This is a genomic window from Peribacillus sp. YIM B13481 (genome assembly GCF_042787985.1).
GTDB classification, from domain to species: Bacteria; Bacillota; Bacilli; order Bacillales; family DSM-1321; genus Peribacillus; species Peribacillus simplex_A.
The window spans coordinates 1-22,198 of record NZ_JBHZPE010000062.1; the positions used below are offsets into that span (position 1 = coordinate 1).

The 22,198-nt window shown below is 37.8% G+C and carries 17 protein-coding genes; 11 read left to right on the forward strand and 6 right to left on the reverse strand.

Annotated features, from left to right (window positions below; genetic code table 11):
* Positions 1-362 precede the first annotated feature (362 nt).
* The gene (locus ACFX4X_RS22510; protein ID WP_377386642.1) at positions 363-2,045 is read left to right on the forward strand and encodes a M4 family metallopeptidase; all 1,683 of its coding nucleotides are present in this window, start codon (positions 363-365) and stop codon (positions 2,043-2,045) included.
* Positions 2,046-2,530: 485 nt separating this feature from the next.
* On the opposite strand, the gene brnQ is transcribed toward ACFX4X_RS22510, so the two are convergent.
* Complete coding sequence (gene brnQ / locus ACFX4X_RS22515; RefSeq protein WP_284471155.1) at positions 2,531-3,880, reverse strand: branched-chain amino acid transport system II carrier protein; 1,350 nt, start codon at positions 3,878-3,880, stop codon at positions 2,531-2,533.
* A gap of 830 nt (positions 3,881-4,710) precedes the next feature.
* On the opposite strand from brnQ, the gene ACFX4X_RS22520 reads away from it, so the two are divergent.
* Positions 4,711-5,907 (forward strand): FAD-dependent monooxygenase, encoded by a 1,197-nt coding sequence (locus tag ACFX4X_RS22520; protein WP_377386645.1) that lies wholly within the window; start codon positions 4,711-4,713, stop codon positions 5,905-5,907.
* A 786-nt stretch (positions 5,908-6,693) separates the two neighbouring features.
* On the opposite strand, the gene ACFX4X_RS22525 is transcribed toward ACFX4X_RS22520, so the two are convergent.
* The gene (locus ACFX4X_RS22525; protein ID WP_284471153.1) at positions 6,694-7,032 is read right to left on the reverse strand and encodes a winged helix-turn-helix transcriptional regulator; all 339 of its coding nucleotides are present in this window, start codon (positions 7,030-7,032) and stop codon (positions 6,694-6,696) included.
* A gap of 841 nt (positions 7,033-7,873) precedes the next feature.
* Here ACFX4X_RS22525 and ACFX4X_RS22530 point away from each other — a divergent pair.
* The 3 genes from ACFX4X_RS22530 (at position 7,874) to ACFX4X_RS22540 (ending at position 9,931) form a co-directional block, all read left to right on the forward strand.
* The gene (locus ACFX4X_RS22530) at positions 7,874-8,587 is read left to right on the forward strand and encodes an SDR family oxidoreductase (protein WP_377386649.1); all 714 of its coding nucleotides are present in this window, start codon (positions 7,874-7,876) and stop codon (positions 8,585-8,587) included.
* A 509-nt stretch (positions 8,588-9,096) separates the two neighbouring features.
* Positions 9,097-9,618, forward strand: coding sequence for a GrpB family protein (locus ACFX4X_RS22535; RefSeq protein WP_377386652.1), 522 nt, complete (start codon positions 9,097-9,099; stop codon positions 9,616-9,618).
* Positions 9,619-9,736: 118 nt separating this feature from the next.
* The gene (locus ACFX4X_RS22540) at positions 9,737-9,931 is read left to right on the forward strand and encodes a hypothetical protein (RefSeq protein ID WP_377386655.1); all 195 of its coding nucleotides are present in this window, start codon (positions 9,737-9,739) and stop codon (positions 9,929-9,931) included.
* A gap of 266 nt (positions 9,932-10,197) precedes the next feature.
* Here the strand turns inward: ACFX4X_RS22540 and ACFX4X_RS22545 are convergent, their stop codons facing one another.
* A complete protein-coding gene (locus ACFX4X_RS22545; protein WP_061462576.1) occupies positions 10,198-10,662 on the reverse strand; it encodes a hypothetical protein in 465 nt (154 codons plus the stop codon).
* A 1,427-nt stretch (positions 10,663-12,089) separates the two neighbouring features.
* Between ACFX4X_RS22545 and nhaC the strand changes: the two genes are divergently transcribed.
* A complete protein-coding gene (nhaC, locus tag ACFX4X_RS22550; RefSeq protein WP_061462578.1) occupies positions 12,090-13,511 on the forward strand; it encodes a Na+/H+ antiporter NhaC in 1,422 nt (473 codons plus the stop codon).
* Positions 13,512-13,599: 88 nt separating this feature from the next.
* On the opposite strand, the gene ACFX4X_RS22555 is transcribed toward nhaC, so the two are convergent.
* Positions 13,600-14,859, reverse strand: a complete 1,260-nt coding sequence (locus ACFX4X_RS22555; RefSeq protein WP_377386660.1) for a transcriptional regulator — start codon at positions 14,857-14,859, stop codon at positions 13,600-13,602.
* A 104-nt stretch (positions 14,860-14,963) separates the two neighbouring features.
* Here ACFX4X_RS22555 and ACFX4X_RS22560 point away from each other — a divergent pair, with 104 nt between their 5' ends.
* The 4 genes from ACFX4X_RS22560 (at position 14,964) to ACFX4X_RS22575 (ending at position 19,066) form a co-directional block, all read left to right on the forward strand.
* Positions 14,964-16,073, forward strand: coding sequence for a mandelate racemase/muconate lactonizing enzyme family protein (locus ACFX4X_RS22560; protein WP_377386663.1), 1,110 nt, complete (start codon positions 14,964-14,966; stop codon positions 16,071-16,073).
* Positions 16,074-16,087: 14 nt separating this feature from the next.
* Positions 16,088-16,804: a GNAT family N-acetyltransferase gene (locus ACFX4X_RS22565; RefSeq protein WP_377386666.1), complete on the forward strand. Its 717-nt coding sequence runs from the start codon at positions 16,088-16,090 to the stop codon at positions 16,802-16,804.
* 230 nt (positions 16,805-17,034) lie between these two features.
* Complete coding sequence (locus ACFX4X_RS22570) at positions 17,035-18,444, forward strand: processed acidic surface protein (protein ID WP_377386669.1); 1,410 nt, start codon at positions 17,035-17,037, stop codon at positions 18,442-18,444.
* A gap of 1 nt (position 18,445) precedes the next feature.
* Positions 18,446-19,066 (forward strand): class D sortase, encoded by a 621-nt coding sequence (locus ACFX4X_RS22575; protein ID WP_377386672.1) that lies wholly within the window; start codon positions 18,446-18,448, stop codon positions 19,064-19,066.
* Between the two features lie 108 nt (positions 19,067-19,174).
* Here the strand turns inward: ACFX4X_RS22575 and ACFX4X_RS22580 are convergent, their stop codons facing one another.
* A complete protein-coding gene (locus ACFX4X_RS22580) occupies positions 19,175-19,573 on the reverse strand; it encodes a DoxX family protein (protein ID WP_377386675.1) in 399 nt (132 codons plus the stop codon).
* Between the two features lie 1,218 nt (positions 19,574-20,791).
* Here ACFX4X_RS22580 and ACFX4X_RS22585 point away from each other — a divergent pair.
* Positions 20,792-21,076, forward strand: a complete 285-nt coding sequence (locus tag ACFX4X_RS22585) for a hypothetical protein (RefSeq protein ID WP_377386678.1) — start codon at positions 20,792-20,794, stop codon at positions 21,074-21,076.
* A 265-nt stretch (positions 21,077-21,341) separates the two neighbouring features.
* Here the strand turns inward: ACFX4X_RS22585 and ACFX4X_RS22590 are convergent, their stop codons facing one another.
* On the reverse strand, positions 21,342-21,923 hold the full coding sequence (locus ACFX4X_RS22590; protein ID WP_377386681.1) for a YitT family protein: 582 nt from the start codon (positions 21,921-21,923) through the stop codon (positions 21,342-21,344).
* Positions 21,924-22,198: the final 275 nt, after the last annotated feature.

The following is a 22,198-nucleotide window of genomic DNA, read 5'->3' on the forward strand; positions in this document are numbered from 1 at the left end:
CCCATTTTGGTAGAGTTGAATGATCTGTTGTTTAAATTCGGAAGTGAACGTACGGCGTTCTCGCTTGGTCATTTTGAGTGCTCCCTTATCTGTAGTGAGTTAAGTGTATCTGCCCTTAAAACTTCTGTCCAGATAAGTGTAGACGATTCAACCTTTTATAATTAGTTTAAATTAACTACAAAAAAAGTATAGAAAATCCAATAAATTTAGAGGTATTTTTAATTTCATCACCATGTCAATTAGTAAAATGTACCTAACATAAGATAGCATCTGGGTTTTAATAGTTTTTATAAAATTAAAATAATTCAAAACATTCATGTAAATTAACTTTTATTAATCTATAATAAAGTCGATGGAAAAAAATGGGGGGTATCGTATTGAAGAAAAAGTTTATTGTTCCTGCAGTTCTATCGTCAGCGTTGTTGGTAGGTTCTATCCCAGCCGGTAATGTATTTGCGAAGCCGGTTGATTCGATGGTGGCTAGTAGTGTACAAGCTTCTAAGTGGAATGAGAAGGCAAACGTTCCTGTTTTTGTGAAGGAGCGATTTGCTGAGAAATTCTCTTCTAGCAACACTTCCAATGCACTAAATTATTTAAAGAAGAACGAAGGTAAAACCGGAATTAAAAATCCAGATAAAAACCTAAAAGTAAAAGATTCACAAAAAGATAAACTCGGTATGACCCACGTTCGCTTTAATCAATCAATAAATGGAGTGAACGTAGAAGGATCCGAAGTTATTGTTCATTTTAATAAGAATAATGAAGTCGTATCCGTCAACGGAAGAGTAAATCAGACGATTGCCGATGATGCGGTGGACACGACTGCCTCCTTAAGCAGTGATGCAGCACTAAAGCAGGCACTTTCATCTGTCAATGCCCCTGAAGAGCTAACGTATGAGCCAACTTCTGAGCTTGTAGTCTATCCTTTTGAAGGAAAGAATCATACAGCTTATAAAGTGAATGTTAACTTCATGGGGGATGAGCCTGGCAACTGGTTTGTCTTTGTGGATGCAAACACGGGAGAAATCATCGATAAGTATAATGGTTTAATGCATGCTGATGAAATGAAAACACAAAAAGGTGCTGGAAAAGGGGTACATGGTGCTCACAGGGAATTACATATTACCCAAGTGAAGGAACCTAAATCTGGAACTCAGTTTGCGTTAGCTGATTACTCTCATAATGGTCTTGATGGAATACTTACGTATGATGCTAAAAATGATAATAGTTCCAGTAATGATACTCTATATGTGGGGAATTCTGCTGCATTTATCGGCGACTATGATCGGGCTCTTGTCGATGCACACTATAATTCGGAAAAGGTATATGATTATTACCTTAATGAGCATGGCCGAAATTCTCTTGATGGTGAAGGAATGGCCATCATTTCTAAGGTACACTATGGAAATAATTACAACAATGCATCCTGGAATGGGCGTTGGATGACCTATGGGGATGGTGACGGTGAGTACTTTATTTCACTATCAGCCGGTCTTGACGTTGCTGCCCACGAAATGACTCATGGCGTCATCACTCATACAGCAAATTTAGTTTACCGCAATCAATCTGGAGCACTAAACGAATCATTTGCTGACGTCTTTGGTGCACTTGTTGACGATGATGATTGGGAAATGGGTGAGGATATTATGGCACCAGCTGCTAAAGCTGACGGTGTAACGAGATTGCGCAGCTTAAGTAATCCCAACAGTGTTGTAGTAAGTAATGCGGAAAGAGCTGCATATGGCAGTGGAGTCTATCCGGCTCATATGGATGAATTTTATCACATGCCAACTTCGGTAGATGGCGGCGGTGTCCATGTTAACTCCTCGATTACAAACCACGCTGCATACTTGATTGGTCAAGAAATTGGAAGGCACAAGTTAGGACAAATCTACTATCGTTCAATAAGCGTTTATTTAACGCCAAATTCCGATTTTAGTGACGCTCGTAAGGCTATTGTTCAGTCTGCAATTGATATTTATGGTGAAGGCAGCAAGGAAGAGGCTGCAGCTGCTGTCGGATTTGATTCGGTGGGAATTTACTAAGTATATAATTGGATCCGCCCGCAGGAATCAATATTTTTAGCGGATTTTAGAAGGATATTGAAGTGCGTTTTATGTTCCCCCAGAATAGGAGTTTGGGGGATTTATTGTTATGGTCTCACCAGCCCCCCATGTGTTGCCACATACACTCTGGAACGTGGAGTGCTGTTCACTACTTGTAAGGAAAGATAAATAAGAGATGTAACAGTGATTAAAGAGCCTTTTGTAAGGCTCTTTAATTTTATTAAGTATAGAGGGTTTTAAATAGATTGAGGACTATGGAGAAAAGGTTATTACATGCTGAATCACATTATATTGAAAATGGAGCCCGGTTTATGCTAATAGGAACTTTACTTTATAAGGGAGTTGCTTCGGCAGCGCTTTTTCTTTAAGGGCATGTTCACCTTTTCAAGGCAGCTAACAGGTGCTATGCCTATTATAAAGTCAACCAGTAAAAAAATTACTGGTTGACCTTTTTTTAATATGTATTATTTAACTATTCTAGTTGGAGGATTAAGACCAAATTTTCCTCGTAGTATGCTACTGCTAAACCCTATAAATCCTCCAACAATTGCTGGGATAATCCATCCTAGTCCCACATCGTACATAGGAAGAATTTTATTGAAAAAATTATTAATGGATGAAAAGTGTATACCAGCTCGATTTAATCCATCAAATAAACTAATTATAAATGTTAAAAGTAAGCTTCCTTGATACACTTCAGCTTTCCCTTTAAATAAAGAATGAAAAAATGTCAAGAAAATTAATACAATGGCTAATGGATATATAGCTGTTAAGAGAGGAATAGAAACAGCAATTAACTGTGTTAACCCAATATTAGCAACTATTGCACTAAAAATAGATAAACTAATGGCAATTGTTTTGTAAGGTACCTTTGGAAATAGTTTATGGAAGAAGGAAGAACAAGATGTAACAAGTCCTACGCTTGTTGTTAAACAAGCTACTGTAATCATTAATCCTAATAATATCCCGCCATAAGCTCCAAAATAATAATCCGAGACTTTTGCTAAGATAGTGCCTCCATTTTCAAGGTGCCCAAGTTTTTCTACACTTGAAGCACCCATATAAGCAAGAGCTGAATACATGGTTGCCAGGAAAAAGGCAGCAATTCCAGTTGCTTTTGCACAAACAACCATAATTTGTTTTTTTGTTCTAGCACCTTTTTCTTTAATGGCATTAATGATGATGATGCCAAAAACAAAAGATGCAAGCGTATCCATTGTTAAATAACCTTCTCTAAACCCATTAAAAAATGGTTGAACTGAATAATTTTTAATAGGTGCTTGAAAATCTCCGATTGGATGATTAAAAGCAACTACTACTAGGATTCCAATGAACGTTATCTTGATTGGTGTTAATATTTTCCCGACAATTCCGACAACTTTCGCGGGATTGATCGAAAAAAGGCACGTAATGCTAAAAAAGATGATTGTAAAAATAAGTAAAGGAACTGGGCCTGAATTTTCGGACAAAAAAGGTTTTACACCGATTTCAAAAGAAACGTTGCCTGATCTAGGCAAAGCAAATAAAGGACCAATGGCTAAATAAAGAATGGTTGTGAATACAATACCAAATACAGGATGTACACGACTTGCTAACGACTGTAAATCATCTTTCCCCGAAAAACCAAGTGCTAACACACCAAGTAACGGTAAGCCAACTCCTGTTATTAAAAACCCTGCATTTGCTGACCAGATATTCATTCCTGCTGATTGCCCAAGCATTGGTGGAAAAATTAAATTTCCTGCCCCAAAAAATAGAGCAAATAACATTAAACCAATAACTACAATAAATGAAAATGGTACTTTATTAGCCAAATTAAAACCTCCATGAAAGAATTAAATTTTACTTTTTCGAAAAAAAGAATTTTCAAAAAATTACTCACAAACCTAAATACATAAGATTGTATCGTATTCTGACTGATAAAATTAACTTCATTTCAATATAAATTTAAAGTTTCTCCTTTTTGGGTGGCCTTATTAAATATGCAATAAGGTTCTTTAAAATTTTAACGACAAGCAGAATATTACTATGATTGCGATTCAAATGATAATCGGTGTGAATTACAGGAAATTCCCATTACTTAGCCCCCTAATAGTAATCAGTAATTATTAACTAAAATGCCATTTTATAACTATTGATATATTGTAATACATACTGCTTACTCTTTAAAGGATAAAAAGGAGGAAAAAAACAAGAAATAAAGTTGTCATTTTGGAAGGTATAAAAGTGGATTACGGACTAAGGTTATACTTTTTTACTTGTGTCATACGTAGTAGCTGTGAAAAGACAATCCTGGTTGTTAGTTGGATTTAATGAAAAAATATAATAGCATAGTTGACTCTTATAATTGCTATGTTGGTTTTATTAACAATTGTGTACGTATCTATCAATAGAAGGTTACTCGATTAATTCAACTAACAGGTGCTATACCCTATGATCGGAGCTGTCTTTAAGGCAGCTTTTCTTTATGCGACTATCGGGGCAGTTTAGTTGAAGATTGCTGTTTGATCTTTATTCAACAATTGGACCATTTTTTTGAATAATTAAAGTTCTAATACTTTACTGTGGTAAATAAGTTAAATAGGCCGTGAATATACTGTGGATATGTTAAGACTTTAATTAGGAGAGGAGTGAATAAGCAATTATGAAACAAACGATGCGCGTTCTTATTTCTGGTGCGAGCATTGCCGGTCCGGCACTTGCTTACTGGCTTCACCGCCACGGATTCGACGTGACTGTAATAGAACGTGCACCAGCATTGCGCACGGGTGGTTACGGGGTTGATATCCGTGGTGCAGCCATTACGGTGCTTGAGGGAATGGGTATACTCGATCAAGTTCGTGCAGCCGACACGAACATGACTGGTGTTTACTTCGTGAATAGCAAAGGGAAGATCGAAGGTCAAATAAGCGAGGCGAGTATGGGAAACCACCAGGGTCTGGACATCGAAATCATGCGTGACGATCTTTGTCACATTTTGTACGATTTAACTAAGGATACGGTCGAATACATTTGGGGCGATTCGATTACCGCAATACATGAGACTGAAGCTGGTGCAGAAGTTCAATTTATTTATTGCAAGCCGCAGACTTTCGATTTGGTAATCGGAGCGGACGGTCTCCATTCTAATGTACGCACCTTGACTTTTGGGGACGAAGCACAGTTTAAACGCACGCTTGGCTGTTATATCTCAATTTTCACCCTTGAGAATTACCTCAACCTCGACCACCGCCAGCTGTTTTATACGATACCAGGCAAAACTGTAGGTATGTATAGCGCCCGTAACAATACCGAAGCAAGGGGTATGTTCTTGTTCCAATCAGAGGCATTGAAATACGACCGCTATGATACAGAATCTCAAAAGAAACTTGTAGAAAATGCCTTCGTAGGCCACACGGGTTGGGAAACCTCGAATCTACTCAAAACTATGAAAGATGCGACAGACTTTTATTTTGACGAGATTTGCCAGATTCACATGCCGACATGGTCAAAAGGTCGGATTACATTGTTAGGCGATGCGGCGTATGGCCCATCACCCCTATCGGGTCAAGGGTCTAGCCTGGCGCTTGTCGGAGCTTTTGTTTTAGCTGGTGAACTCAAAGCTGCAGATTGCGATTTCACCCGTGCCTTTGTTGCCTACGAACAACAAATGAGAAAGTTTGTTGAGAAAAATCAAAAAATAGGACTAATGGCTGCCGGGAGTATGATTGAAAGCTCAACCTTCAAAATCTTTCTACGCAATTTAATGTTTCGCGTACCCATCCTTATGATCGTATCGTTTAAAATGATTTCGAAAATGATAGCGAAAGCTGCCAACGGGATTGAACTGAAAGATTATTGATATGCGATATTTTAGAGACGAATTTCAACCAGTCTTTAAAACAATACAAAACCCGAACAATTTTCTGCCTGGCAGCTAAGCGTAAGCAGGCTCTTAAGCCTTTAATATTATTGTTAATCTTCCGCAATCGGGTGCGATTCTTTAATAAGGTGCTTTTCTTATTGAACTATACCCCGGATAAGGGACACAAAAAAAAGTGTCCCTTATCCTTTCAGATTATGAATAATAGAATAATTCTAAAATTTTCTTCCTTCTCAAATAAATCATCCACTCTAAAGGCAGTAAGTTAGAGATGTGGTGATAAGGATTTATTTGTCAGCAATAAATTTCGCCCGCTAAATCACCATAAATCATTTATTCCTAATAGTGCAGAGTCTATTTTCACGAATGTATTAAACAGGCATTTTGTAAAGTTTATTGATGTCTGATTATGCTAAGAAGTATGTTGTACACTGGTTCATCCATGGGAACGCAAAAATTTGTGTCAATGTATTAATACTTTTAAAGCCTTGGTATTACTGGGTTTCTCTGTTATCAAGGCTTTTTTTAATTTTATAATGAAAAGGAACTGGTATACTATTTCATCTTGAGCCTTATCCTTGTATTTAGAATAACCATCCACACTTTTTTCTCCGAGTTCCTTTGATACGTGGGATAGACATTTAAACTCGTCTGCTAGTAAAAACTAACCATAGCCGATTCATTTATTTTCCATAAATCAAATCATGTCTGATATCGTCCATAATTGAAGCACCCAAAATTAAAGAATGATCTATATTTAATCTTTTATAAATTTAATCCAAATCTCTTTAATTCAATGAAGATACTTTCCAATCGTTCCCCTTTTTCTGTTAACGTATATTCCACACGAGGAGGGACCTCTGGAAATACTTTTCTTTCCACTATCCCATGATATTCCAACTCTTTAAGGCGTAATGAAAGTGTTTTCGGACTAATTCCATCCAATGATTTTAATAAATCACGGAATCGCATCGTTCCTTCGATAAGCAGATCCCGAATAATTAAAAAAGTCCATTTAGTACTGATCACGTCAATTGTTCTAGCAATGGGGCAAGGCTCACCTGATGTTCCTTTGGTCAGTACGACCGGCTCAGTAACACTCATCTGACACATCCTCCCTAAAATTTTTTTTGGACTATTTTACCTTATTCTATCACAATAGTATACTTTCAGAAACTTTATGAAATAAATATCACTACTTCCGTAAATGAACTTACTATATATATAATATCGATGTGCATATTATTCTATCACAATATTGAGGCAGTGCTCAGGCGAGAAATCAACGGCTCATTGCACTCTTAATCAGTGCTTTTGCTATCGGTAGCACAGAGTTCGTCATCATGGGTATTCTTCCGGATGTAGCAAATGATTTGATTGTTACTTAAGCGAAAAAGGGTTATTGGTAATTGGCTCTGCTCTAGGTGTCATAATCGGAGGTCAAATTATCATCGCATTTACCGGACGTTTGTCAGGTAAATCGTTGCTGTTCTGTTTCGTGCTAATCTTTGTTGCAGGGAATCTACTGGCAGCAGTACCTCACAGTTATCAAGTTCCAATGCCCTGCCTCGGATCTAGACATCGTATTTCTCATCAGGATTGCCAGCCTCGTTCCACGCATCCAGGGAGAGGTTATTTAGGATTATTCGTCATGAAATCCGCGTCCTTCGCAACTAACAGCTATTCTCGCTTTAATCATTAAGGTTGTCGAAAGCAAAAAGGTCGCACAGCACTTTTAATCTAGCTAATGCCGAAGGAGGTTGGGTAATAGATCATGTGCCGGGTCTCATTTACATCGAGTACAGAAATTCCTCGGAATGGTTTCACTTGCTATGATGTAATAAAAAAATTCGAAGGTTGAAAAATTTGTATCCGAACTTGATATACATCTGTAAGAAGTATTGAATTTTTAATCTATTAAGTAAGATCATGAGGAGGTATAAACATGTTAAAAGGTAAAAAAGTTGTGATTATAGGCGGAAGCTCGGGGATTGGTTTTGAATCAACTAAACAAGTAATAGCCCAAGGAGCAGAAGTGATTATTGCCAGCCGTTCCGAAGATAAATTACAGAATGCAAAAGAGAAACTAGGAGATAGAGCTACGGCTTTAATACTAGATACAACACAAGAACAGCAAGTTCAGTACTTCTTTGAAAAAGTCGGCCAGTTCGACCATCTTGTGGTGAGCGCGGCAGAAACATCCGGAGGGTCATTCCTCCAAACAGATACAGCCAAAGCTCGACAATTGTTTGAAAACAAATTTTGGGGCCAATACTACGCGGCTAAATACGGTGCTCCTAAAATTTTACCACACGGATCGATCATTTTATTCTCTGGGGTTGTTGCCTACAAATCGATGGTCGGTTCATCAATTCTAGGTGCAGTCAATGCGGCCGTTTCGAATCTAGGTCAGACCTTGGCATTAGAACTTGCTCCGATCCGAGTGAATATCGTTTCGCCCGGTATCATTGATACACCTTCCCGCAGCAAAATGCCAGAAGAAACTCGCAATAACTTCTATGCTACGGTGGGAAACAAACTTCCTGTGAAACGAATAGGAAGAGCTGAAGACGTTGGACAAAGTGTACTATACTTGCTCCAAAATAGTTTCGTGACTGGAACCGTTCTTCATGTGGAAGGCGGTCATATTTTAGCTTAAGCCAGCAGTAAAATTGTTTGTTCAATCAGATTGTAAAGCGGCTTTTCATTGAAAGGCCGTGTTTTGAGTATAAAAATGTCAAACAGCCGTTATCCCAAGGGATTTTCGGCGTTCCTCAAAAAGAATCTAATGGTATTAGTAATATTAGACGGGAGCCCGCCACGCGTCCATCAAGCCAAGGAAAAATCCTATCCTCAAAACAAGAAAAACGCTATTCTTTTTGTAGCATCAATACGAAAGGAAGGCGTTTTTTTATGGGCTTCATTAACAACTACAACTCATTACCCAGGAATTATACCGTAATTTATCCCTCGAGCTATTTTGCTAATAATGAACGTGAAACACACGGAAAGAGTGTAAATGACATAGTAAAAGCTAGGAGTTACACGGTATATGCTGAAATTAGGTAGGGGGGGTGCTGTGACAGCTCTTTTCTCATAGAACTAAAGGGGCAGTAAAGTACAAGAACAAGATATAATAATTCCTATTAAATGATATGGATGTGGAATATGGAAAAACCAGTTGTAATCGAAAATTATAATCCAAATTGGTCGAAGGAATACGAGCAGGAAAAAAAGAAGATAATGGGGGTCTTAAAAAAGAACAATATTTGCATTGAACATATTGGGAGTACATCGGTTATTGGATTAGGAGCAAAACCCATTTTGGATATAATGGTTGGCGTTAATAATTTAGAAGAAGTGGACAAATTTATTGAACCCTTAAAACAAATAGGGTATGAATTTGTAGCTCATAAGGAATTTCCAGAAAGGAGGTTTTTTAGAAGAGGACATTGGAGAGCAGGAACACACCATTTACATATATACAAGTTTGAAAGTAGATATTGGAATAATAATATTTTGTTTAGAAATTATTTAAGAACTCATTCTGATGTACTAAAACAATATCATCAATTAAAAAAGGATTTAGCTGTAGAGCATTACTTAGACAGAACTGGATATACTCAAGCAAAAGAACCGTTTATACAAAATGTCCTTGAAAAAGCAAAAGAAGAACAAAAAAATAAATAAAACCTTCTGTCATTAACAATTGCTTTACTTTATTTTTGAAAATAAACTAGTGGAAAGAAATGTATTTGGTTCATTTCTAGTGACATTTGGTAATTTTAGGTAGGAGGAGAGGTAACTCATGAAAAATCGAATGGAAACATTCAAGGGATCAAAGCATTTCCGGCTGAATCAAGTCGCTGAGGGTATATTTGCAGCAATTTCGGTCCCAGGTACCGGATCTTTAGGGGTATCTGTTGGAAAAGGGGTTATGAACGACAAAAATCCTTATTACTACGATTTTCATGTTTATGAAAGAAAAACTTTATTCAGCTAACGGGTGTGTTAGCAGATGATCAGAGCTGTCTTGAAGGCATCTTACTTCAACTAGAAGCTGTTGGTTTATGGTGAATAAATGTAATACATGTATTGTTCTAATAGCCTTAAAGCCTTGGTATCGCTGAGTTTATCAGTACCAAGGCTTTAAGGCATAATAAAAGGGAAATAGCAGGCTGAACACAATTTGACAACAATTGTGTAGAGAATCTTATCTCTATATGACATTTAAAGTGGATCCAATATTTATTCTAGATTCATTGGAACTTATAAACGTTCGCCATAAAGTTCTTTTTCTTCATTTGGATGAAAAAGAGTGAATCCTTTTGAACAAAACACAAACCTTCTATCTATCTCGAATCCAGCTTTATTCAAAATTTTAACTGTCCCCTGTGAACCAGTTCCAGCATACCCGCAACTACAACCAGATAGGTGTAACTCATTTCCTTTTTTGTCTATAAGGATGAGATCGCTATCGACCAAAATATTGTCTTTATTAATTTCTTTAACAATTTTTGCAATTTTAAAACGGTCAAATTGATCTTTAACTGCTTCGAATAAAGCAATACTTTTATTGGTAACACCGCTATCTTCACCGTAATCTTTTATGACCAATACTTCCCGCTCATATGATTTCTTATATAGATGGTACTTTTGATAAGTGACGTCATTAATTTTACAAATAAGTGGATTATCACCATTCGGTTTTTTATTCGTGGATTTATTAAACATTGCGCCCCTCCTAAAATAGTTATTTTATTAAGTTTATTAGGAGAAAAAGAGATTAGTACTAAGAACCTGATAAGAGGCAAATTTTTTTATTTTAGCTTCTCGTTTAACTAAATGTAAGAAGAATTAGTATTAAAGATGTTAAGGAGTTGATGGGAATGAATCGTGATACCTTTAAGGTGTGTGGATGGAGCTGATAGAAAGGGAGTAAAATTGTGAAGTCAAATTAAAAAGCATCTAAAAGCCGCTTTTTCAATGTATATCTTTTTAAAGTAATGAGCATTCATTATGCTAATAACGATTTTGACTATTGCAAACATTATAATATCGATCAGATTATTTTCATCCATAGAAAATGATAGGGAGCGAAAATTTCAATATATGTATAAGCAATGAAAAATAAAGGTATTGACCATACGTTGCTACGTAAAAATAGTGGAATCGTTAAGCTAAAAAAGGGTAAGAAAAAACCAAAATCTTCTCTACTTCTCTTTTTATAAATAATGATTAACACGGAGATTTCAATCACGTTGATAATAATAGTAAAAATTAGGTCAATAACTTCATAGAAGGAAGGTTAACACTTGGACAATCCTATTAACAAATACGGTTGTATGGACTCGTAGCATGACAGACTATTCAACAAATCCGTAGATTGTCTACGTATTTCTCCATTCAGTTGCATACTTCCTTTGATATTTTGTATCCTCTTCTTTTTCAACAAAATCCAATGCGATTTGCTTTATTTCCTCATCTTTTATTTCATTAAACAAATTCCTAAGTCCTTGAATAATATCAAAAATGAATTAAGGTGTAGTTTTTTTCATGAACACAATTTATAAACCGATCAACAAGACTTTTTATTACCATCTCTTTTTGCTCAGTGCCAGCTAGACTTATTTTCCATATAGATTGTAGGCTATGTCTTGCTGTGACGAATTTTTTATCTTTTGTCACTTCCAAAAACCAATGGGAAATCCCCTAGCATTCTTTTCTCAGGGTCACTTTTTGCCAAACCAGAAAGAAACTGGACAGCCCTCGATCCTCGGTGGCTACCAGAATGTGTTAAATCCAACTTCAATTGTTCCCATACTTCATAAGCCCAGTCCAGCTCTTCTTTGGTAGATGCAAGAATATGATTGTAGGCTTCGTATTGTAAGTCCTTATCTTGAGAAAGTAAATTTTCCGAAGACTTAGAAGATCAATTCTTAAACTGCTGTTGTTACTGCAGGGTTTTGTTTGGTAACGATAGGGGATGTTCAAACGATTCTCTAAAGAGACTCAATTTTCAAAAAAAATAATTGACGAATATCCATGGAAATATTATGATAATTCTATTAACGGCTATTTAACGACATGTTATTTGTTTTTAAATAGTTATCAAAATACTAGAGTCATTCAATTAACCTTAAAAACAAAGGGGATGCTTTATGAAAAAAGAAATGTCATTCGGTGTTGCAATAATACCGCTCATCGTCATGATTGTAATGATGGCAATTACGGTTGTCTGGCTGGAACAGGGTCCACATATTCCACTTATTTTAGGAACATCAGTTGCAGCTATTGTTGCTTTGTGTTCTGGATATAAGTGGAGTGAAATTGAAGAGTCTATGTACAAGGGGATACGTCTCGCTCTGCCAGCAGTCGTCATCATTATTCTGGTAGGAATGGTGATTGGGGCTTGGATGGGCGGAGGAATTGTTGCCACCATGATATATTATGGTCTCAAAATCCTCACACCTTCGTTTTTTCTTGTAAGCATCTCGGTTATTTGTGCAGTGGTATCATTGGCTATCGGTAGTTCGTGGTCAACTATGGGGACTATCGGTGTTGCTGGGATGGGGATTGGACTAAGTATGGGGATACCTGCGCCAATGATTGCTGGGGCCATTATTTCAGGCTCATATTTTGGTGATAAAATGTCACCGCTTTCAGACACGACGAATCTTGCATCCGGGCTGACAGGAACAGATTTATTCGTGCATATTCGCCATATGCTCTACACCACGATTCCGGGCTTTATCATTGCCTTGGTCGTGTACGCCATTCTTGGGAGGGATTTTGGGAAAGGAGATATGGATGCTGCGAATATTGAACAAACGATCCGTGTTTTACAGGATAGCTTTGTCATTTCCCCGTTCCTATTGATCATTCCGTTAATCGTCATTATTCTTGTTGCTAAAAAGGTTCCAGCCATTCCAGCATTGATAATAGGGGTTTTGCTCGGTTTCTTATCACAAATTTTCATACAAGGTGGCAACGTGGCTAATGCAATAGCAGCTTTGCAAAGCGGCTTCGTGATTGATACGGGCAATAAAATGGTCGACAAGCTGTTTAACGGCGGCGGATTGGATTCAATGATGTACACCGTGTCAATGACCATTGTTGCGATGACATTTGGTGGAATCCTTGAAAATACAGGCATGCTTCAAGCAATCGTAAAGCAAATATTAAAATTTGCAAAGACATCAAGAAGTATCGTAGCATCAACGGTCTTATCATGCTTTGCGACGAATATTACATGCTCAGAACAATATATTTCCATCGTGATTCCTTCACGTATGTATGTAAAAGCTTATCGTGATAAAGGATTACACTCGAAGAACCTATCCCGCGCACTTGAGGATGGCGGAACATTGACTTCGGTATTTGTTCCTTGGAATACTTGCGGAGTATTTATTTTAGCTACACTTGGTGTGCATGCATTCGATTATGCACCATATGCGATTCTGAATTTTATCATCCCGGTTATTTCTATCATTTATGCGATGACTGGCTTTACAATTACGAAATTGACAGAAGCTGAAATTCAAAGTATCAAGAAAGAAGAGGAAGCAACTCTTCCAATATAACTTGCCGAACTTTTAATGGGACATGCTCCAAAGCAGGAGCCCTTCGAAAAGAGGGTTCCCTCAACGAGAACCTTTCTTTTCTTTGGATTTAGTATACTGGCAAATTAAGTTCATAAACAGCTCGGGGACGCCCTTTTGAATAGGTCATTTCTTCTCCAACGATGGTCACATGACCATGATCGGATAGTTTTTTTAGAATTCTTTCTGTGGTACGACGGGTCACCTGTAAATAATCCTCTAGTTCAGCAGCTGTGAATTGGACGGATTTGCGGGAATGACTGAACTGGATGATTTTGGATATGTTTGCAGGGCTCAATTTTGTCTGTTTGGCCACCTGAAGAAGTTCGGGATGATCGTTTTTCAAGCGTTGCTGTTTAGCATGCTGTGGAAACGGGCCAAGCAAATCTTTGTCTTCTGTGAAAATGTATCCGCATTTGTCATCACTATGTTTTTCAGCAAAACCGAGGGCAATCTTTGCATGTCGATCTGCATCCATAATAGTTGAACCATATCCGAAACCAATCGTGCCCTTTTTCTGTAATTGGGCAAAAAAATGATTCAGCCCGTTTCTGTTCATCAATGATTCGATATCACCACGGGTGCTGTACAGTATGAAATGGCATTCTTCAAGTAACTGGACGGAGGCCTGAATTTCATGTGCCAACCCATCTACCAGTTCATGAGCGTTCGCTTCTTCCGATATGACATAGCAAACGGCAATTTGTGAAGACCTGCTTTTAATTAGGTCTGTATGGGCTTTAATATCCTGCAGTGCTTTAAAGATGGAACTTTGAGGATCAACCATGCGCATGGCAGGTACACCAATAAGCTGCAGTTGATCAAATACAGAATGTACGCTTGTTAGTGCAAGATCAATGAAACCATCTTTCCAAAGTTTTTGATGATAACAAGTGATCAGTGAAATGTCAAATGAGTCCTTAAGCATTTCCTGGTAATCCATAATGTAGCTTGTATCCATCTCGATTTCGAGGTCAGCTAATACGTTCGTGACAATGGAGGCTTGGCTAACATCGATGGAAATTCGGTGAGGAGAGATTTTTTTATGATATAGCACGGATAGTAAGGAAGAAGCGACCGACATCTCATCTTGTGCTAAATAAAAAGAAGGAACCGGAAGATGCTCATGATATTTTTTTGAAAAATAGTACGGCAACGCCCCTGAAAACAACACAGCATCACACGGCTTTAGAGTTTTTATAAGCAGACCGGCCTCAGTAGGTTTCTGATATATATAGGCGTCAAAGTCAATTTCAGCAATTTCCGATGTTATGGATTCAATTCTTTCGATAAATTCAGTGGAACCAATGACAGCAATTCTTGTATTCATTGTTAACCTCCAGGTGAATGAGCTAATGTATTCCTAAATAACGATGTATTAACGACAACTATATCAAATTCGGACAATATTGTGAATCGAAAGGGAGTTTAGAAATGAAAATTACAGCGATCCACCTATATGCGATCCATCTGCCTCTTAAAGAGCCATTTGTGGTTAGTTACCATACCTACAAATTTATGCCATCGATTCTTGTAAAAATAGAGACGGATGAAGGGATTGTTGGGTACGGGGAAGGTGTGGCAGACGAACATGTGACAGGTGAGACATTGGAAGGGACCTACCAGGTGTTGAAAAATACGCTGGGACCCATACTGTTAGGCAAGAATCCATTTGAAATTGAAAGTCTACATGATTTGATGGACAAAACGATTTATGGAGCCCCTACAGCTAAGGCGGCTATCGATATTGCTTGCTTTGATATCATGGGTAAGAAACTGGGGCAGCCAGTCTACCAGTTAATAGGGGGGCGTTATCATGATGAGTTTCCGATTACCCATGTCTTAAGTATAGCCTCTCCCGAAAAAATGGCAGAAGAAGCGGCTGCTATGGCCGATAAGGGCTATCAGTCATTTAAAATGAAGGTTGGCACCAATGTCAGTGAGGATGTGGCACGTATTCAAGCTGTGCGCGCCCGTGTGGGTGAGAATATCGCTATACGAGCAGATGTTAATCAAGGGTGGCAGAACAGTGCGGTAACTCTTATAGCGATTGATCAATTGCGTGAATGCGAGCTTGATTGGCTTGAACAACCGGTAGCTGCAGATGACATCGATGGAATGGTTGAAATAAAATCGAAGTCTACGATCCCGTTGATGATTGATGAGGGGTTAAAGGGCACCCGGGAAATGCGTGAAATTATCCAGAAACGAGCAGCCGATAAAGTAAATATTAAACTGATGAAATGCGGTGGCATATATCCTGCGGTAAAGCTTGCCCACCAAGCGGAGCTTGCTGGGTTAGAATGCCAGATAGGCTCGATGGTTGAATCTTCTATTGGATCTGCAGCAGGATTCCATGTAGCTTTTTCCAAGAAAGTGATCACAAGCGTAGAACTCACCGGTCCATTGAAATTCTCAAGGGATGTTGGAAATCTATTCTATGATGTGCCATATATAAGATTGACTGAAAATCCAGGATTAGGTGTGCAGATAAATGAAGAAACGCTAGTTGAATTAACTGTTTTTCAGGATGTTATCCGATAAAAGGGGGAGCCACTTTGGAATTGATTTATGAAGGAACCATCAAAAAGGAATGGGAAAATCACAAGCGGTTTGAGGTCAGAAAATTAGTGTTGGAGGATTTAATCGATATATTGCAAGTCCAGGAACAGATCATTCAACATTTGAACGATAATGGTGTGCTTCAACCGCTTACCAAGGAAGAGTTTCAATATATTCTAGAAGGAAATGGACTGATGATTGGAGCATTCGTTTGTAAAGAATTAATTGCGTTCCGGGCGTTGCTAGCTCCTCCTATTGATGAGGATCATCTAGGTAGAGATATCGGATTGACAGAAAACGAGCTATCGAATGTTATCTATCAGGAAATTTCAAACGTACTCCCTGCATACAGGGGAAATAAACTGCAACAGACACTTGCAACATTAATCATGAAGGAGCTGAACAATCACGAGTCAACTTACCGATATGTATGCTGTACGGTTGCGCCTTTTAACATCCCAAGTTTGAAGGATAAGTTTACCCAGGGAATGGAGATTGCAGCATTAAAGGAGAAATACGGGGGGCAAATGCGTTATGTATTTGTCAAGGAATTGTCGGTAGTGGACGCATCTCATTGGCAGGAAATCCAGTTCATTGAGATGAATGATATTGCAGCCCAGCAAGAAATACTCGCAAAAGGTTGGCGTGGATTCAAAATGGAAGAACAGGAAGGAAAACAGTTAGTCTTTTATGGCAGTAAGCATACGAGTTAAAATCTCTTCGTAATTCTCGTTTGTTACTGAACTGCACCTCCAAGTGTTAGGTGAAACCTTACACTTGGAGGTGCTATTTTTTAGCATCAACCTCCCCAAAAAGAGGTTTTCTTAGCAAAGTAAGTAAAATATCATTTTTTCTAGTTGGAAGAAATAACCTCGTTGTTAAGTTATGGTTAATACTTTATAATTTTCTAGAAATATAGAAATGTTATGAATAGGAGAAAAGTATGAAAAAACTGTTGACCATTTTACTTTCAATTACGATGTTAATTAGCTTGTTCCCACAATTAGCATCGGCAGCTCCAAGCAATAATTTTGAGCAGGAACTTACAAAGTATTTAAAAACGGTAAGCAATGTAAGGGGATTTGAAGTAACGAAGGATGATATTGAAAGTTCTCTTTCTACATATGATGAGAGTATTAAAGACTTTCAATCTATTGATGATCTTAAAGAAACATTAGGCGAAGTTATTAAAGCAGATTTAAGTAATTTAGATACCATTTATGAGGATTATAACCTAACTAATGAAGGCCTAATTAAACTATTACACGAAAATGGCGAAGAACTCGACGATTATATCTTTATCTGGGACCTGGATGAAGCTGTTTATTTCTATACAGAAGAGGGAGACTTTGAACAGGATCCAAATTTTGACCAAGATTTAGTCAAATATTTAACCAAGGTCAGCAAGGAAAGAGGCTTCGCAGTAACAAAGGACGATATCGAAGTATCATTAGACACCTATGATTTAAGTACTGAAGACTTTGAATCTGTCGAAGAGCTTAGCGAATTCTTAGGTGACGTCATAAAGGCAGACCTAAGCAACTTAGATTATTTTAATGAGAATTATGGACTGGATAAACAACCACTGCTTCAATTGTTAAAGGAAAATGGTAAAGATTTTAACGATTATATATACATAGATAATCTTGAAGAAACTGTTTGGACCATTACTGGCGGGGATTTGGAAGGAGAAGTTGCCGATGATCTTCTGCCTATTTTCGAGGGGGATCTCGGTCTAACGGAAGAGGAACTACAGCGACTTGAAGACCATTTAATAACTTTGGAAGATCATCTTTCAGATCCGGAAACAGTCAAGCGACTTGAAGAATTGGGCAACCGCATGATGGCTTTCGAGGATTTTGATGTAGCAACCGAGCTTACTGCTGGACAGATAGCTGAAATGGCATCTATCTATGAAGAACTACTTTCCATCTTTAAGCTAAAAGTATCCTTTTCCCTTGTGAAAAGCGGCTCGGAATCACCTGTATCCCTTTTGGATTTAATGAAATTGGAAGAATTGAAGGGTGCTAACTTGAAAATAGCCATATACACTACTGACGGGAAGTTCTTGGCTGATCTTTTGATTACGAGTGAAATGGTCGATTCTAACACTCTTACTAATGCGGGCCAACAATTAAAGGATTCTGCTAAAGAAGTGACAAGGACCATTGAAAAGGCACCAGTTGCTAAACCAGTAAAACAAAAAATCAGCACTATTAAGAAATCGGAACATCATACGGTAAAAGGAGCTAAACTTCCAAAGACCGCTTCCGATTATATCCCTAATGCCCTTTTAGGACTATTCATTGTCTTGTTCGGGAGCTTGATGTATCGAAAAATAAGGAAAGCTTAATATGAAACAATTTAAGAAAAAGCGGTTACTTCTGCTTTCTTGTACAATTGCTATCATTTTATTTGGGGTTTGGTTTACCACATCCAATATGTATAAGTTTGCAAAAGGCTACTTTCTTTACAAGACTCATGCTCCAAGTAGCCAAGTAAAAGAAACTGTACAGAAACCACCAAGAAATGAAACAACAAAGAAAGAGCTATATCCTGTCCGCCCTAAAACGGGTGAAGAAATCGGGGAACTATATATACCCAAACTAAATGCAAAACTCCCCATTTTCCATGGAACAAACGAGGATGAATTGGAGAAAGGCGTTGGTCACTTTGCTGAAAGTGTGCTGCCAGGTGAAAATGACAATTCCGTTCTTTCCGGTCATAGAGATACGGTATTCCGTAAACTGGGGCAAGTAGGTGAAGGAGATTTGTTGATTGTAAGAACATCGGCAGGAGAATTCACATACAAAATCAACAAAGTTCGAATTGTAGATGAGGATGATCGTACCGTAATCGTACCAAAGCCACGAGCAACGCTTACCGTCAGTACCTGTTATCCTTTTGATTATATCGGGTCAGCACCTGAACGTTATATACTTGTCGCGTATTTGACTTCAAAAACAGTAAGTTAATCATCTAGAGCCCCAATAAGGAAATCCTATTGGGGCTCTATTAATATTATTTCCACAAATTCTATTTAAAAAGGAAATCAAAGTTGAAAGGATATTTCACTATATTGTTTAGCTATTCTTAGTGCTCAAAGTACTCGATGTAACGGATTTTATTATTTTATGATGGTAAATATAAGAGCCGGCTATCAAAATATATCCGATAATGAAAAGCAGCCATCCACTGGCGGGGTCGCCCACTGATATGCTTGAATACATAGCACCCGTCAAATCAAATACAAAACCGGCATAAGCCCATTCCTTGATTCTTGGAAAGCCAGGAATAAGTATTGCCACGACACCTAATAATTTGGCAATGCCAATAAAGGGTAGGAGGTAGGTAGGATAACCTAAATCATTAAATAAAGCGACTGCATCGGGAGCAGACATTATATCCGGAATAGAACCCAAAACCATTAATGCCACCAAAAGCCCTGTAAAGATCCAATATATAATTTTTGTTTTTTTCATTTATTCTCATTCCCTCCCTTAGATTGACATTTTAATCATATTCCACATTCCTTTTTTTAATGCATTCTATAAAAAATTATTGAACTTTAACAGTCGTGGCCCGATTCTTGAAGAATCGCTTGACTGTAGACAGATTCGAAGAAAACTCCTGTTTGCCTACAGTTTTTTCTTGAGAAATATTCTGTTGATTTCAGAAATCCGCTCCAACGAGTCAACAGCCGAAATCATGGGGTGCAGCACGAAATCACGAGTAAATATGCTGAATTCACGAGTAAATAGCCAAAACTCACGAGTAAACGGCGCGAAATTACGAGTAAACGTGCGAAATCATAGGTACAGCACGAAATCACGAGTAAATATGCTGAATTCACGAGTAAAACAGCCAAACTCACGAGTAAACGGCGCGAAATCACGAGTAAACGTGCGAAATCATAGGTACAGCACGAAATCACGAGTAAATATGCCAAACTCACGAGTAAATAGCTCAAATTCACGAGTAAAACAGCCAAACTCACGAGTAAACGACGTGAAATCACGAGTAAACGTGCGAAATCATGGGTGCAGCACGAAATCACGAGTAAATAGCTCAAACTCACGAGTAAATAGCTCAAACTCACGAGTAAACATGCCAAACTCACGAGTAAATAGCTCAAATTCACGAGTAAAACAGCCAAACTCACGAGTAAACGTGCGAAATCATAGGTACAGCACGAAATCACGAGTAAATATGCCGAACTCACGAGTAAATAGCTCAAACTCACGAGTAAACATGCCGAACTCACGAGTAAATAGCCAAAACTCACGAATAAAACAGCCAAAATCACGAGTAAACAGTGCGAAATCACGAGTAAACGTGCGAAATCATGGGTGCAGCACGAAATCACGAGTAAATATGCCAAACTCACGAGTAAATAGCTCAAATTCACGAGTAAAACAGCCAAACTCACGAGTAAACGACGTGAAATCACGAGTAAACGGTGCGACTGTCTGCCAAGCCTTCCCGCTGCAAGCTACTCCTGGGTCTCAGCTTGCCAGTTATTCGGCAGGAGTGTCGCAAATTTCTTCAGTCTAGTGAGGGTTGCATAAAACAGTAACCCTAATTTTTCTTAAGCTGTAAGAGCAGCTTACCTAGAGCGTGAATCAAAAAAATCAAGAAGTTTAAAAAGGAAAGGCTGAAAGAATCTCCATTATGTAATGTATAACTACAGCGTGTTTTTTATGGAGCGGAAATTTCATTACATTCCGGGCAAAATGTATATCGAAAGGGGGGATATACTTGATTATGGTTTGCCCAATTTCGGGTTTTTTTGTGCCGGTATAAATTATTCATCTCTTTGGCAACCAATTATTATTGGTCTTGTACTAGCGATTGTCGGGGTTGGTATGGAATATTTCATATTAAAAAGTGGAACTTTATGGATGGGTGTTGCGGATTTTGTAGCTACCGTTTTGATTGGGCATTTTCTTTCAATCTATTATGGAATGCTTCAATCACTTTCATAGGAGCAATTATTGTAGGAATATTACTTGGTGTAATAGAATACTTTACTCACAGATTTTTAATTTCATAAGGGAAAGTCCAAAAGTCCACCGCTTAAAGGTAATTTTGGAGTTACATTATTGTAAAAGGCAGTGCCTACTTTAGCACTGCCTTATTGAGGTAATTTTAAGGTTGAATAGCTTTGCCTTTCTGAAGTGTTGCAGATATGAATAGTGTAAAATTGCGAACACTGTAATTGACCCTGTTGCAGCAATTTTAGGTAGGGCTTTATCTTATAAAAAAGTTTATTGACTTAAAAGAATTGATTAAAATGACGCATAACCCGATACAGGAAATCGTGATGATGGAATACATTAACTTTAAGTCTTTCAATATAATAATTCCCGCAATTACTATTAATGAATCAATAATAAAAATAACAATTCCTGGATTAGTTGCTGTGCTTTTTGAGATTAATAGTGCTAGCAAATCCACTCCACCAGGGCTAATATGTTGTCTCAGCATAAAACCAACACCAATCCCAATCGTCATTCCACCGATAATGGCACTCGTTATGATCGGTAGATGAACCAAACCGTTTAGTGGTGTTAGCCAATCAATAATGGTTGAAGTAAACGCTAACCCAAGGATGGCATTAAAGAAATAAGTCTTATCGTATAGAAGAGATAGAAGGTATATGGGAATGTTGATCATGATCATAGTATGTCCAACCTGGATTCCCCAAACATATTTGATTAATAAACTTATGCCAAATATCCCGCCATTTATTAGATGAATGGGGATAATAAATAAGTTAAGACCTACTCCAATGCAAAAACTTGAAAAAAGCAATTTAACAAACTTTCTCATAAAAAAATTCCCCTTGTCCAAATCATTATCTTAAAATATATGAGAGGAATCTAAATATATACTTAGCTGATTGGGAATTACGATTGCTATTTGTTCTTCATAAGATATTTTTAATTCACATGGGAGTACGCTAATCAAAATAAAGGCATTCTCGTTGAGGCCATGATGTAATTAGGGCAAAAAAAAGAGACACTAAAAGAGAGGGCACTGAAAAAGTCCCTTCGGGCCAATAGAGGTAGTTTTTCTCAGTTTATTCTGAGGAAATCTACCTTTTT